The sequence below is a fragment of the Streptomyces natalensis ATCC 27448 genome (assembly GCF_000935125.1).
Classification (GTDB): Bacteria; Actinomycetota; Actinomycetes; order Streptomycetales; family Streptomycetaceae; genus Streptomyces; species Streptomyces natalensis.
In genome coordinates, this window is record NZ_JRKI01000008.1 from 241305 (window position 1) to 254655 (window position 13351).

Annotated in this window: 7 protein-coding genes; 3 read left to right on the forward strand and 4 right to left on the reverse strand. The window is 71.7% G+C overall.

Going from position 1 to position 13351, the window contains the following annotated elements; translation table 11 throughout:
* Positions 1 to 147 precede the first annotated feature (147 nt).
* Positions 148 to 945 (reverse strand): phosphatase, encoded by a 798-nt coding sequence (locus SNA_RS05960; RefSeq protein ID WP_044363636.1) that lies wholly within the window; start codon positions 943 to 945, stop codon positions 148 to 150.
* A 205-nt stretch (positions 946 to 1150) separates the two neighbouring features.
* Between SNA_RS05960 and speB the strand changes: the two genes are divergently transcribed.
* The gene (gene speB / locus SNA_RS05965) at positions 1151 to 2134 is read left to right on the forward strand and encodes an agmatinase (protein ID WP_030067522.1); all 984 of its coding nucleotides are present in this window, start codon (positions 1151 to 1153) and stop codon (positions 2132 to 2134) included.
* 84 nt (positions 2135 to 2218) lie between these two features.
* On the opposite strand, the gene SNA_RS43630 is transcribed toward speB, so the two are convergent.
* The 3 genes from SNA_RS43630 to SNA_RS05980 all read right to left on the reverse strand — a co-directional run bounded on the left by SNA_RS43630 (position 2219) and on the right by SNA_RS05980 (position 5918).
* Complete coding sequence (locus tag SNA_RS43630; RefSeq protein ID WP_241779555.1) at positions 2219 to 2674, reverse strand: hypothetical protein; 456 nt, start codon at positions 2672 to 2674, stop codon at positions 2219 to 2221.
* A 237-nt stretch (positions 2675 to 2911) separates the two neighbouring features.
* Positions 2912 to 5116, reverse strand: a complete 2205-nt coding sequence (locus SNA_RS05975) for a YhgE/Pip domain-containing protein (protein ID WP_044363638.1) — start codon at positions 5114 to 5116, stop codon at positions 2912 to 2914.
* Positions 5088 to 5918: an ATP-binding cassette domain-containing protein gene (locus SNA_RS05980; RefSeq protein WP_030067518.1), complete on the reverse strand. Its 831-nt coding sequence runs from the start codon at positions 5916 to 5918 to the stop codon at positions 5088 to 5090. The genes SNA_RS05975 and SNA_RS05980 overlap by 29 nt, the downstream gene beginning before the upstream one ends.
* Positions 5919 to 6266: 348 nt before the next feature.
* On the opposite strand from SNA_RS05980, the gene SNA_RS05985 reads away from it, so the two are divergent.
* Complete coding sequence (locus SNA_RS05985; protein WP_063894067.1) at positions 6267 to 9086, forward strand: discoidin domain-containing protein; 2820 nt, start codon at positions 6267 to 6269, stop codon at positions 9084 to 9086.
* 218 nt (positions 9087 to 9304) lie between these two features.
* Positions 9305 to 13279, forward strand: coding sequence for an ABC transporter ATP-binding protein (locus SNA_RS05990; RefSeq protein WP_044363641.1), 3975 nt, complete (start codon positions 9305 to 9307; stop codon positions 13277 to 13279).
* Positions 13280 to 13351 lie beyond the last annotated feature (72 nt).

Here is a 13351-nt window from a genome sequence, read left to right on the forward strand (position 1 = left end):
TCGATCCTGCGCGTACTGGTCGGAATGGGCCAGGAGTACCTCCATCTGCTCGGGGGTGATCAGGAAATGGGCGCCGCCGTCGGGCCGGTTCCCCGCCCTGACGGCGCCTTTGGCAACCCGGCGGCACTCCGGCGGTCTGACGGTGCCTCAGGCCAGCTCGGCGGCATTCAGCAGATACGCGGTCAGCGGATCGTAGTAGCGCGGGCTGACGACATGGTCGTCCAGCGGGATGGTCACCTGGAGCGTGCCCTCGGCCTCGCCCAGGAACAGTGCCGGGTCGTTGCAGTCCGCGAAGCCGATGGTGTCGATCCCGCGCTGGCCCGCGCAGCCCGCCCAGCCGTGGTCGGCCATGACCAGATCCGGCTGCGGGGCGCCGTCCCGCTCCAGCTGGTCCAGGATCGCCGACATCGGGGCGGGGGAGTGGGTGTGCCACAGCGTCGCCCCGCGCTCCAGTACGGCCACGTCCGCGAACTGCACCACCAGGCCGTCCTCCGCGGCCAGCACGCCCGGCACCGTCATGATCTCGCAGCCCTTGGCGCGCAGCGCCTGCGCCGTCATCCGGTGCACATCCAGCAGCCCGCCCGGGTGGCCCGTCGCGAACAGCACCCGGTGCCGGCCCGCCGCCGCCTTGCGCAGCACCGCCGCCGCCCGCTCCAGCGCGTCCACCGTCAGCTCCGGGTCGATGGTGTCCTGGCCCTGCCGGTGATGCGGATCGTCGCTCACTCCGCAGCGCTCGGCCATCACGGCGAGTACATCCTGCTCGTCCGTCCACCGCTCGCCGAATTCCAGCCCGAGCCAGTAGTGGCGGTCGCCGTTGGCGAGGCTCCGGTAGTGGGAGAGGTTGTTCTCCCGGGGGGTGGCAACGTCACCGGCGATCCGGGTGCGCACCAGATGGTCGACAAGTTCGGTGCGCGAGGGGGCGGAGGGTTCAGCGGCTATCGGCATAGCGCCATTGTGCCCGTACGGATCGAACGGGGCGGCGGAGTTCCGTACCGCGGACGACGCCGGGTGCGGCGGGGGCGCCCGGTCGCCCTGCGTGCTGTCGCCTGGCCGCGACGGGCGCGCCCCTGGCCAAAACGTCGAATGGGTGTCGATCATCGTGCGCAAATGTCCATGGGCCGGCCCGGCGCCGCTCCCTACTCTCACCCTCATGACCACCGCAGCAAGCGCATCGCACCAGCCCGTGGGCCCCGTCGACTCCTCCCGCATCCCGCGTTACGCAGGCCCGGCGACCTTTGCCCGTCTGCCCCGCCTCGACGAGGTGGGTACGGCCGATGTGGCCGTCGTCGGCGTCCCCTTCGACACCGGTGTCTCCTACCGTCCCGGCGCCCGCTTCGGCGGTAATGCCATCCGCGAGGCGTCCCGTCTGCTGCGCCCGTACAACCCGGCTCAGGACGCCTCCCCGTTCGCCCTCGCCCAGGTCGCGGACGCCGGTGACATCGCCGCCAACCCGTTCAACATCAACGAGGCCGTGGAGACCGTCGAGGCCGCCGCCGACGATCTTCTCGGCACCGGGGCCCGGCTGATGACCCTCGGCGGCGACCACACCATCGCCCTGCCCCTCCTCCGCTCGGTCGCCAAGAAGCACGGCCCGGTGGCGCTGCTCCACTTCGACGCCCACCTGGACACCTGGGACACCTACTTCGGCGCCGAGTACACCCACGGCACGCCGTTCCGCCGCGCCGTCGAGGAGGGCATCCTCGACACCTCCGCGCTCTCCCACGTCGGCACCCGCGGTCCGCTCTACGGCAAGCAGGACCTCACCGACGACGAGAAGATGGGCTTCGGCATCGTCACCTCGGCCGATGTGATGCGCCGCGGTGTCGATGAGATCGCCGACCAGCTCCGTCAGCGCATCGGCGACCGCCCCCTCTACATCTCCATCGACATCGACGTGCTCGACCCGGCCCACGCCCCCGGCACCGGCACCCCCGAGGCCGGCGGCCTGACCTCCCGCGAGCTGCTGGAGATCCTCCGCGGGCTGGCCTCCTGCAACCTGGTCTCGGCCGATGTCGTCGAGGTCGCGCCGGCGTACGACCATGCGGAGATCACCTGCGTGGCCGCCTCCCACACGGCGTACGAGCTGACCACGATCATGTCGCGGCAGATCGCGGCGGCCCGGCAGGGGGAGTAGGCGCCACACCGGGGGCCGGGGGCCGGGGGCCGGGGCGGGTGCCTCGGCCTCGTCCGGAGGCGTTCGGCCGCCGCGGTCGGACGCCTACGGACGTGGCCGGTGGTACCTGCGGTAGACCTCGACGGCCGACTCCGGCGGGAAGTTGGGTACGGCCGTCACGCCGCCGTCGCGCTTCGCTATGACGACATGGCTGCCGCCGGGGTCCCGGGGCATCCCGGCCGGGCCCTCGGGGGCGGGCCAGCTCGCGTGGATCAGATAGCCGACGTCGAATTCGTGGACGAAGAGGCCGGAGGGCCCGCCCGGCGAGCCGACCGGCGGATAGTGCGCGCGGCCGATCTCCAGGGCCTCTTCGGCGGTGTCCGGGATCCGCGGGGCCACGGAGGCGGCGCCGACGGGCGGGCCGTCCGGCGGATACGGAGGCAGGGGCGGGGGCGGCGCCGGGATCCCCGTGCTGCCGGATGCGGTCATCGCGGCGGATGCGATCTTCGCGCTGGATTCGGTCATCGCGTCGGATACGGACCTCGCGCTGGATTCGGTCATTGCCGTCCACCCTCCCGAGTCATCGTCGTCCCCCTGCCGGGTCGTCGCCGTGCCCCCTCCGCGGGGCCGGTCAACTGACAGCTCCACGGGCTCGGTCACCTGCCAACCAACCTAACCGGCACCACTGACAATCGGCCGGGGCACGGCCCTCGGATGCGCCCGGGCGGGCGGCGCGAAGTTCCGCGCCGCCCGCCCGGGGCTCCCTTGTCCCGTACGGTGACGGGCTCAACTCGGCTGCTACAGGCTCAGCTCCGGGTGCAGGTCCTTCATCCGCACGACCTGCCGGGCGCGCGCCGTCAGCGCGGTGAGCGCCAGCGCCCCCACGGTGAAGGCCACCAGGACGGCCGAACCCTGCCAGACGATGCCGAGATCGCCGCCGGTGATCAACCGCCGCAGCCCGTCGACCACATAACTCATCGGCAGGAACGGGTGGATGGCGGCGAAGAAACCGGGGCTGGTCTGCACCGGGTAGGTGCCGCCGGCCGAGGTCAGCTGGAGCATCAGCACCACCAGGGTCAGCACCCGGCCGGCCGGGCCGAACTGAGCGCCGAAGAACTGGATGATGGCGGTGAACGCGGCCGTTGCCAGCAGAAGGAATCCGACGGTGGCCGTCGAGCGGGCCATCTCCAGGCCGAGGCCCCAGTGCAGGACGGCCATCAGGGCCAGCACCTGGACCACGCCGATGGCGAAGGCCGGCAGCCAGGACCCGAGCGCGATCCGCCAGCCGGGCGCACCGGCTGCCAGCGCCCGCTTGCCCAGCGGCTGGAGCAGCATGAACGCGACCATCGCGCCGACCCAGAGGGACAGCGGGATGAAGTACGGCGCCAGTCCGGTGCCGTAATTGGGCGCCTTGTGCATCGACTTGGCGGCCAGCTCGACCGGGTCGGCCATGACCTCGGTGCGGGCGTCGCGGTCCTTCTTGTCGTAGTCCGGGATCTTGGCGACCCCGCTGTGCAGCCCGTCGGCCAGCTGATTGCTGCCGTCCTTGAGCTTGAACAGGCCGCCGCTGAGCTTCTCGGCACCGTCTGCGGCGGTGCCCAGCTTGTCGTGCAGCTCTCCCGCGCCGTCGGTCAGTCGGCGGTTGCCGTCGGCGACCTGGCCGGTGCCGTCGGCGACCTTGCCCGCGCCGTCGGCGAGCTCACCGAGCTTGTCGGCGAACAGGGCCGCACCCTGGGAGACCTTGTGGGCACCGCCGTTGAGCGCGTTGATCTGGCCGATTGCGGTGTCGGCCCGGTCCGCGATGCCCGGCGCCTGCTGGGCGACCAGCACGGCGCCCTGGTGCAGCTCACGCAGCTTCTCGTGCCACTGGGTGAAGTCCGCGTGGGCGATGGTGTCGTTGACCTTCTCCGCCAGATCGGCGGCCGCGGCGGTACCGGTCGCGATCCCCTTGAGCTTGGCGCAGTCGGCGTCGGTGGAGACGAGTCCGCCGCAGCGCTCCTGGTACAGGCTCGCGGCGTTGTCGGCGTTCGTACGGGCCTGCTGGGCGGCCTTGGCGGAGTTCCCGGGGAGCTTGCCGAGGTCGTCGTCGAGCTTCTGGCTGAGGTCGGCGACGATCTGCGCCTTCTCGCCGATGTCCTTGCCGTGCTCGCGCAGGAAGGGGAGGTCCTTCCTGGCGATGCCCTGCACCTTGTCGGCGAGCTGCTGGGTGCCGTCCGAGACCTGGCCGGCTCCCCGGCTCAGCTCCTCGGCCTTGGCGCCGGCCGCTGCCGCGCCCTTGCTGACGCCCTTCGCTCCCTTGTCGACGGCTCCGGCGCCCTGGCTGAGCTGACCGGCCTTGTCGTGCAGCTTGCCCGAGCCGTCGTCCAGCTTGCCGAGGCCGTCGGCCAGTTGGCCGGTCTTGTCCTTGGCCGTGCCGAGTCCGTCGTCGACCTTCTTCGCGCCGTCCGCCGCCTCCGCGGTCCTGTCGTGCAGATCGGAGAACGACACAAAGATCTTGTCGAGGAAGGCCCGCGACGACTTCGCCGAGGTCTTGGCCCGGATCTCGGAGAACACCGTCTTCGAGATGGAGCCGACGATGTAGTTGTTGGCGTCGTTCGTCCGGACCTGGAGCGCGCCGGTCTGCGGGGAGTCACCGGAGCTGGACGCGATCCGCTGGCTGAAGTTCTTCGGAACGGTCAGCGAGAGGTAGTACGTCCCCTCCTCCAGACCCTTGGCGGCGTCCGCGGAGCTGACCTCCTCCCAGTCGAAGGTGTCGCTGTCCTTGACGCTCTTCGCCAGATCGCTGCCCGCGGTGATCTTCTTGCCGTCGGCGGTGGCCCCCTGGTCCTCGTTGACGAGCGCCACCGGGATCTTGTCCAGACGGCTGTAGGGGTCCCAGAAGGAGCACAGGTAGAGGGCTCCGTAGAGCAGCGGGATCAGCATCAGGGCGACGAGGCCCAGCCGGGGGAGCTTTCCCCTGCCGAAACGCCTGAGTTCAAGCGCGGCCAGTTTCGGCGAACGCATGCGGTGCTTCCTCCTTGTCCTGGGTCTCGGTGGTCGGGTGCGCGGTGCTTCGGTCCGCGGCGCCGCGGGGCTCGTCGGCGGCGGCCGGCCCGGCGCCGGTGGTCCGTTCGCTGTCGAGGGACGCCGTGTGCACGATCAGCGCGTCCGCCGGGGCATCGCTGCCCGCCGCGACGACGGTGGTGCCGGCCAGCGCGAGATCCCGCAACAGCTGCCAGGCCTGGGCGCGCTCGGGCGGGGACAGCTTCAGGTCGACGTCGTCGACGGCCAGCAGCCGCGGGGCGTGCATCACCGCGAGCGCGATGGACAGCCGCAGCGCCTCGATCCGCTCCAGATCCCGGACCGTCGTCCGCAGCCCCTTGGGCAGGACGTCGGGGTCGAGTCCGGCCGCCGCCAGGGCGGCGTCGATCCGCGCCCGGGTGGCCTCCTTGTGACGGCGCCCCCAGGGCAGCGAGCCCTTGAGGCGGCGGCCCAACAGGGCCTGTTCCTTGAGGTGTTCACCGACCGTGAGGGCCGGTTCGAGCTCGGCGACGCCCGCCACGTGGGCGATGGCGGTGCGGCCGCGCACCGTCCCCATCCGCTTGGGCAGCGGGAACCCGGCGACCGTCGCCTGGCCCTCGGTGATCCGCATCCGCCCGGTGAGCGCGAGCAGCAGACACGTACGGCCGGATCCCGAGGGGCCCTGGACGGCGATCAGCGCGCCCGGGTCCGCGGAGATGTCGACACCTCTGAATACCCACCCCCGTGGGCCCTCCACTCCGATTCCCCTGGCGTTGATCGCCGCCCCCTGACGGGTGGTGTCCACAACCCCTCCTTTGTTCTGACTGGTCAGTCTAAAAGTGTGCCGCAAGTGTGGCCCCATTGACCAATCGGAGCGATTTGGTTCGGCCAAGTTGGGGCCTGGGATGGCCGATTTTCGGTGCCTGCTGCCCCGGTGACCGATGGCTGTGGCCAAACGGGGTACCCCGGGCGGGCCCGGCGTTTTAAGGTGCCCAGACGTTCGCGAGGCGCGGGACGGGCCTTTCCTTCCTCAAGAGGGGAGGGGCATCCCGGGCGGTCTGCCGGCCTGCCCTCGCGGTATCCGAAGAGGTGTTCAGGGCGCTCGTGCCGGAGCATGGGGTATGGGCGGCCCGCGCACGTACGACGGAGAGCCATGGATCACTCCCCACACCCGACGAACCGGCCCGCACCGGCCCCGGCGCGCCCCCGGCCGCCCCGGCCCGCATCCCGCCGGACCCGCAAGCTGATCGCACCGCTGCTCGCCGCCGCCGTCGTCGCCGTCCTGGCGCCCGCCTCGGTCCCGGCCGCGGGGTCCGTCGCGGATGCGGCCCCCGCTCCGGCCGCGTCCCTGCCGCCGGACGGCTCCTGCATGCGGCCCGGCTGGACGGCCACCGCCACGCGTATCGACCCGAAGGACACCCACCACGCCTTCGTCGGCAATGGCTATCTGGGGCAGCGGGTCCCGCCCAACGGCACCGGATATGCCGCCCCCGGCGGGGCAACCGGCTGGCCGCTCAAGACCCCCGCCTACGACGGATCCTTCGTCTCCGGGCTGTACGCCAAGGGGCCGAAGGACGTCGCGGGCCGCCAGGCCATCGCGGCGCTCCCCACCTGGACCACGCTGAACGTGACCACCGGCGGCACCCATCCCGACACCTTCTCCTCCACCACTGCACCCGGCCGCATCTCCCACTACCGCCAGACCCTCTCCCTCCGCTGCGGCTTTCTGCGCACCTCGCTGACCTGGACCGCCGCCGACGGCCGCGCCACCGACCTGGTCTACGACGTCCTCGCCGACCGCACCGACGCCCACACCGCCGCCGTGCGGCTGCGGATGACGCCCCACTGGACCGGCCACGCCACCGTCACCGACCTCCTCGACGGCCGCGGCGCCCGCCGGATCGCGCCCACCCACACCGCCGCCACGGCCGACGGCACCATGGACGTCGCCTTCCGCACCGACGGCACCCGCACCGACGGCGCGGTGGCCTCCACGCTGCGCACCGGCCCCGGAATCCCCACCGCCCGCACGCCACGTCCGGGCCCTTCGGGCCGCCTGACCAACCGCCAAAGCCTCTCCTTCCCCGTACGCTCCGGCCGCCCCTACGAGCTGACCAAGTACCTCGGCGTCGACACCGCACTCACCTCCCGCTCCCCGCGTGCCGCGGCCGACGCCGCATCCCAGCGGGCCGCGCGCCGCGGCTGGGACGCCCTCTTCGCACGGCACACCGCGGCCTGGCAGCGGCTGTGGCGCTCCGACATCGAGGTGACGGGGCACCGCGCCCTTCAGTCCTGGGTGCGCGCCGCGCAGTACGGGCTGCTCTCCAGCACCCGCGCCAACAGCCGCAACAGCATCGGCCCCACCGGCCTGACCAGCGACAACTACGCCGGCGAGATCTTCTGGGACGCCGAGACCTGGATGTACCCCGGCCTCCTGGCCACCCACCCCGCCCTCGCGCGGTCGATCGTCGACTACCGCTACCGGACCCGGGCCGCCGCCCGCGCCAACGCCCGCAAGCTCGGCTACGACGGCCTCTTCTACGCCTGGACCAGTGGCAGCAAGGGCGACCTGTGGAACGAGTGCCACAGCTGGGACCCGCCCCACTGCCGGACCCAGAACCACCTCATGGGCGATATCTCCCTGGCCGCCTGGCAGTACTACCTGGCCACCAAGGACACCGCCTGGCTGCGCTCACGCGGCTGGCCGGTCCTCAAGGGCATCGCCGCCTTCTGGGCGTCCCGGGCCACCCGGAACCCCGACGGCAGCTACTCCGTCAAGAACGTCGCCGGACCCGACGAATACAGCAACGGTGTCAACGACGCGGTCTTCACCAACGCCGGTGCGGCCACCGCTCTCCGGCACGCCACGCGGGCCGCCGCCCTCCTCGGCCTGCACGCCCCGGCCTCCTGGAACGCCCTCGCCGACAAGCTGCGGATCCCCTACGACGCCAAGCACCACCGCTTCCGGCAGTACGCCGGCTACCGCGGCACCACCATCAAGCAGGCCGACACCGTCCTGCTGCTCTACCCGCTGCACTGGCCCATGTCGCCCCGGCAGGCGGCAAGCACCCTCGACTATTACGCCGCCCGCACCGACCCGGACGGCCCGGCCATGACCGATTCGGTCCACGCCATCGATGCCGCCGGTCTCGGCGAGCCCGGCTGTTCGACCTACACCTACCTCCTTCGTGCCATCAAACCCTTCGTCCGCGGTCCGTTCGCGCAGTTCTCCGAGGCGCGCGGCACCAAGGCCGGCGCCGACGACCCGCACGCCGGTCGGCCCGCGCAGGACTTCCTCACCGGCAAGGGCGGCTTCCTGCAGACCTTCACCTACGGCCTGACCGGCCTGCGGATGGAGGAGGACCGGCTGCGCCTGGACCCGATGCTGCCGCCGCAGCTCTCCGACGGCGTCACCCTGCACGGCCTGCACTGGCAAGGACGCACCTACGACATCGCCCTCCGCGCGCACCACACCACCGTGCGGCTGACCGCCGGAGCACCGATGCGTATCGCCACCCCGGAGGGCGAGAAGGTGGTCAGCCGCGGCCTGCCCGCGGTCCTCAAGACCCGCCGGCCCGACCTCGCGGCCACCTCCAACGCCGCCCGCTGCGCCCCGGCCAGGGCGACCTCCGAGGAGTCCGGTATGTACGCGGCCGCAGCCGTCGACGGCAACACCGCCACCGCCTGGACCCCGGACACCCCCACGGCCACCCTCACCGTCGACCTTGGCCGGATCACGACCATCGGCCAGATCACTCCGCACTGGACCGCAACCCGCCCGAGGTCCGCCGTCACCCAGGTCTCCCAGGACGGCAGGCACTGGTACGGCACCGGCTACTCGGGACGGACCCCCGCCCGCTACGTCCGCATCGTCGTACACAGCGAGGAGCACGGACCGGGGGGTGGAACCCCGCCGAAGCGTCCGGGCCTCACGGAACTGACGGTCAATACTGTCGCGGTCGGTGACCCGTAGGTCTGTTTCTCTTCGGACGTTGTGTCACTCAGCTTCTTCATGTCACTCAGCGTGACCGATTCGTGGCGTCGGCGCCATCGGGGATTCCCCGTATCCGGCCCCTGACCGATCCCTGAGACGTCACCGACCCCGGATCAGGGACCTCCCCCATTTCCCGGCCATAGGCGATCCGCAGTGTTGCAGCGGGATGAAATCTGCTCCGCGAAGCGTTGCGCGTGATGGCACAGGTCGAGATGCGGGAGGCATCGGTGGCGGGGACGGAAGCGGAACGACGCGGCTGGGCGCGGAGGCTGATGCGCGATTGCTGGCAGTACAAAAAGGATGTGCTGCTGGCACTCGGCGCCTCCCTCGCCGGGATGGCCGTGATGGCGCTGGTGCCGCTCGTACCGAAGCTGATCATCGACGATGTGATCGTCAAGCACGACCGCCCGCTCGCGCCGTGGGCCACGCTGCTCGTCGTCGCCGCGGTCGTCGTCTACGTCCTCACCTATATCCGCCGCTTCTACGGCGGCCGGCTGGCACTCGACGCCCAGCACGATCTGCGCACGCGGATGTTCACCGCCATCGCCCGGCTCGACGGCCGACGGCAGGACGAGCTGAGCACCGGCCAGGTCGTCGGCCGCGCCACCAGCGACCTCCAGCTGATCCAGGGCCTGCTCTTCATGGTCCCGATGATGATCGGGAACGTTCTGCTCTTCCTCATCTCCCTCGTCGTGATGATGGTGCTCTCGCCGCTGCTCACCGTCGTCGCGCTGGCCGTCGCCCCGGCCCTCTGGTACATCGCCAAGCGCAGCCGCGCCCGCCTCTTCCCCGCCACCTGGTACGCCCAGGGCCAGGCGGCCGCGGTGGCCGGCGTCGTGGACGGCGCGGTCACCGGCGTCCGTGTGGTGAAGGGCTTCGGACAGGAGGAGCAGGAGACCGGCAAGCTGCGCGACGTCAGCCGCCGGCTGTTCGCCGGGCGGCTGCGCACGGTCCGGCTCAACGCCCGCTACACCCCCGCTCTTCAGGCCGTTCCGGCACTCGGCCAGGTCGCCATGCTGGCGCTCGGCGGCTGGATGGCCACCCAGGGCCAGGTCACCTTGGGCACCTTCGTCGCCTTCTCCACCTATCTCGCGCAGCTCGTCGGCCCGGTCCGGATGCTGGCCATGATGCTCACCATCGGCCAGCAGGCGCGCGCCGGCGTGGAGCGGGTCTACGAACTGATCGACACCGAGCCGACGCTCCAGGAGCGGCCGGATGCGCACGAACTGCCCGCGGACGCCCCGCCCACCGTCGCCTTCGACGCGGTGACCTTCGCCTATACCCCGGCCCCCACGACGACCACCGAGAGCGCGGGGGACGAGGCGAGCACGGAGAGCAGGAGAGCCCCCCGCCCCGTCCTCGAAGACTTCTCCCTGCGGATCGAAGCCGGCGAAACGGTCGCCGTCGTCGGCACGTCCGGCAGCGGCAAGTCCACCGTCTCCCTGCTGCTGCCCCGCTTCTACGACGTCTCCGCGGGCCGGGTCCTGGTCGGCGGCCATGACGTGCGCGATCTGACGCTGGACTCGCTGCGCGCCGCCATCGGGCTCGTCCCCGAGAGCAGCTTCCTCTTCTCCGATTCGGTGCGCGACAACATCACCTACGGCCACCCTGACGCCACCGACGAGCAGGTGCGTACCGCGGCCCGCGCCGCCCAGGCCGACGGCTTCATCTCCGCACTGCCCGACGGCTATGACACCAAGGTCGGCGAGCAGGGACTGACCCTCTCCGGCGGCCAGCGCCAGCGCATCGCCCTGGCCCGCGCCATCCTCACCGACCCGCGGTTGCTGGTCCTGGACGATGCGACCTCGGCGGTCGACGCCCGCGTCGAGCACGAGATACACGAGGCGCTGCGCGGCGTCATGCAGGGCCGTACCACCCTGCTCATCGCGCACCGCGCCTCCACCCTGGCGCTCGCCGACCGGATCGCCGTCCTGGACGGCGGTCGGCTGGTCGACTTCGGCACCCAGGAGGAGCTGGAGCTGCGATGTCCGCTCTACCGCAGGCTGCTGACCGACCCCGACGAGCTGGGCGGTATCGAGCACGATCCGGCCGGTGCGCTGGCCGGCGGTCTCACCGGCGAGTACACGGCCACCGGGCTGCTGCGGTTCGAGGCGGACGCGCTGGGCGTGGACGAGCTCGAGGCCGACGAGGTCGCGGCGGATCCCGCCGAACGTGCCGCGGCCGACGGCACGCACGCCCGCACGCAGGCCGGCACCATCACCCCCGAGCTGTGGGTCCGCCGCGACCACAACACCGAAACCGGCCCGTCCGCTTCCGCATCCGGGGCCGCCACGGCGGGAGCTCCGGGCATCGGCGCCGCGCTGGCGGGGATGCCCGCGACCCCGGAGCTGCTTGCCAAGGTCGCCGCACTGCCGCCGGCCAGCGACGAACCGGACGTCGACGAGAAGCTGGCCGTGCGCCCCGAGCGCTCCTACGGCCTGCGCAGGCTGCTGCACGGCTTCGGCGGACCGCTGCTGATCGCCCTGGCCCTGGTCGCCGTGGACGCCCTCGCCGGACTGCTCGTCCCGATCCTGATCCGGCAGGGCATCGACGAAGGCGTCCGCCGCGGCCTGCTGGCCGGCGTCTGGACGGCCGCGGCGATCGCCCTGGTCGTGGTGCTGGCCCAGTGGGCCGCCCAGATCGGCTCCAACCGGATGACCGGCCGCACCGGCGAGCGGGTCCTGTACTCCCTCCGTCTGAAGATCTTCGCCCAGCTCCAGCGCCTCGGCCTCGACTACTACGAGCGCGAGCTGACCGGAAAGATCATGACCCGGATGACGACGGATGTGGACGCCCTGTCCACCTTCCTCCAGACCGGTCTGGTCACCGCCGTCGTCTCCCTGCTCACCTTCTTCGGCATCCTCGTAGCCCTGCTCGCCATCGACATCCAGCTGGCCCTGGTCGTCTTCGCCACCCTTCCGCCGCTGATCATCGGCACCTACTTCTTCCGCAAGCAGAGCGTGAAGGCATACGAGCTGGCGCGCGAGCGGATCAGCGTCGTCAACGGTGACCTCCAGGAGAGCGTCGCCGGACTGCGGATCCTCCAGGCATTCCGGCGCGAGGGCCGCGGCGCCGACCGGTTCGCCGCCCGTAGCGCCGCCTACCGCCAGGCCCGGATCCGCGGCCAGTTCCTGATATCCGTCTACTTCCCGTTCGTCCAGCTGCTGTCGTCCGTGGCCGCCGCCCTGGTGCTGATAGTGGGCGCCGGCCGGGTCGGCGACAACACCCTCACGGCCGGCGCGCTGGTCGCCTATCTGCTGTACATAGACCTGTTCTTCGCCCCCGTACAGCAGCTCTCCCAGGTCTTCGACGGCTACCAGCAGGCGTCCGTCTCGCTCGGCCGCATACAGGAGCTGCTGCGCGAGCCGACCACCACCCCGGCCGCCGAGCGGCCGCGCGAGGTGGCGGCGCTGCGCGGCGACATCACCTTCGACTCCGTCCACTTCCACTACGGCAGCGACGGCGACCGGGCCGAGCCGGCGCTGAAGGGCATAGACCTGACCATTCCCGCAGGTCAGACCGTCGCCTTCGTCGGTGAGACGGGAGCGGGCAAGTCCACCCTGGTCAAGCTGGTCGCGCGGTTCTACGACCCGACCGCCGGCTCCGTCCGCGTCGACGGCACCGATCTGCGCGATCTGGACCTGACCGACTACCGCCGCCGGCTGGGCGTCGTCCCCCAGGAGCCGTATCTCTTCGCCGGTACGGTGCGCGACGCCATCGCCTACGGCCGTCCGGACGCCACCGACGCCGAGGTGGAGGCCGCCGCCCGCGCCGTCGGCGCGCACCCCATGATCGCCACCCTGGACGGCGGCTATCTCCACGAGGTCGCCGAACGCGGCCGCAACCTCTCGGCCGGTCAGCGCCAGCTGCTCGCCCTGGCCCGTGCCGAACTCGTCGACCCCGACGTGCTGTTGCTGGACGAGGCCACCGCCGCCCTCGACCTGGCCACCGAGGCCGTCGTCAACCAGGCCACCGACCGTCTCTCCGGCCGCCGCACGGCCCTGGTCGTCGCCCACCGCCTGACCACCGCGGCCCGCGCCGACCGCGTCGTGGTGATGGACGGTGGCCGGGTCGCCGAGGACGGCACCCACGCCCAGCTCCTGGCCCGTGACGGCCGCTACGCCGAGCTGTGGCGCAGCTTCACGGGCGAGGAGGAGTCGGTGGCGGTCTGAGAACGGCCGTGCCCGGCCTGGTGGCCGCTCCGTTGCGCAGATAGGTTCAGCCCGACCTTTGCTGTCCCAAGG

What these genes read in the sequence shown, in the direction of transcription:
- SNA_RS05960 (WP_044363636.1), bottom strand. Translation starts at nt 945, where the DNA reads ATGCCGATAGCCGCTGAACCCTCCGCCCCCTCGCGCACCGAACTTGTC.
- speB (WP_030067522.1), top strand. Translation starts at nt 1,151, where the DNA reads ATGACCACCGCAGCAAGCGCATCGCACCAGCCCGTGGGCCCCGTCGAC.
- SNA_RS43630 (WP_241779555.1), bottom strand. Translation starts at nt 2,674, where the DNA reads ATGACCGAATCCAGCGCGAGGTCCGTATCCGACGCGATGACCGAATCC.
- SNA_RS05975 (WP_044363638.1), bottom strand. Translation starts at nt 5,116, where the DNA reads ATGCGTTCGCCGAAACTGGCCGCGCTTGAACTCAGGCGTTTCGGCAGG.
- SNA_RS05985 (WP_063894067.1), top strand. Translation starts at nt 6,267, where the DNA reads ATGGATCACTCCCCACACCCGACGAACCGGCCCGCACCGGCCCCGGCG.
- SNA_RS05990 (WP_044363641.1), top strand. Translation starts at nt 9,305, where the DNA reads ATGGCACAGGTCGAGATGCGGGAGGCATCGGTGGCGGGGACGGAAGCG.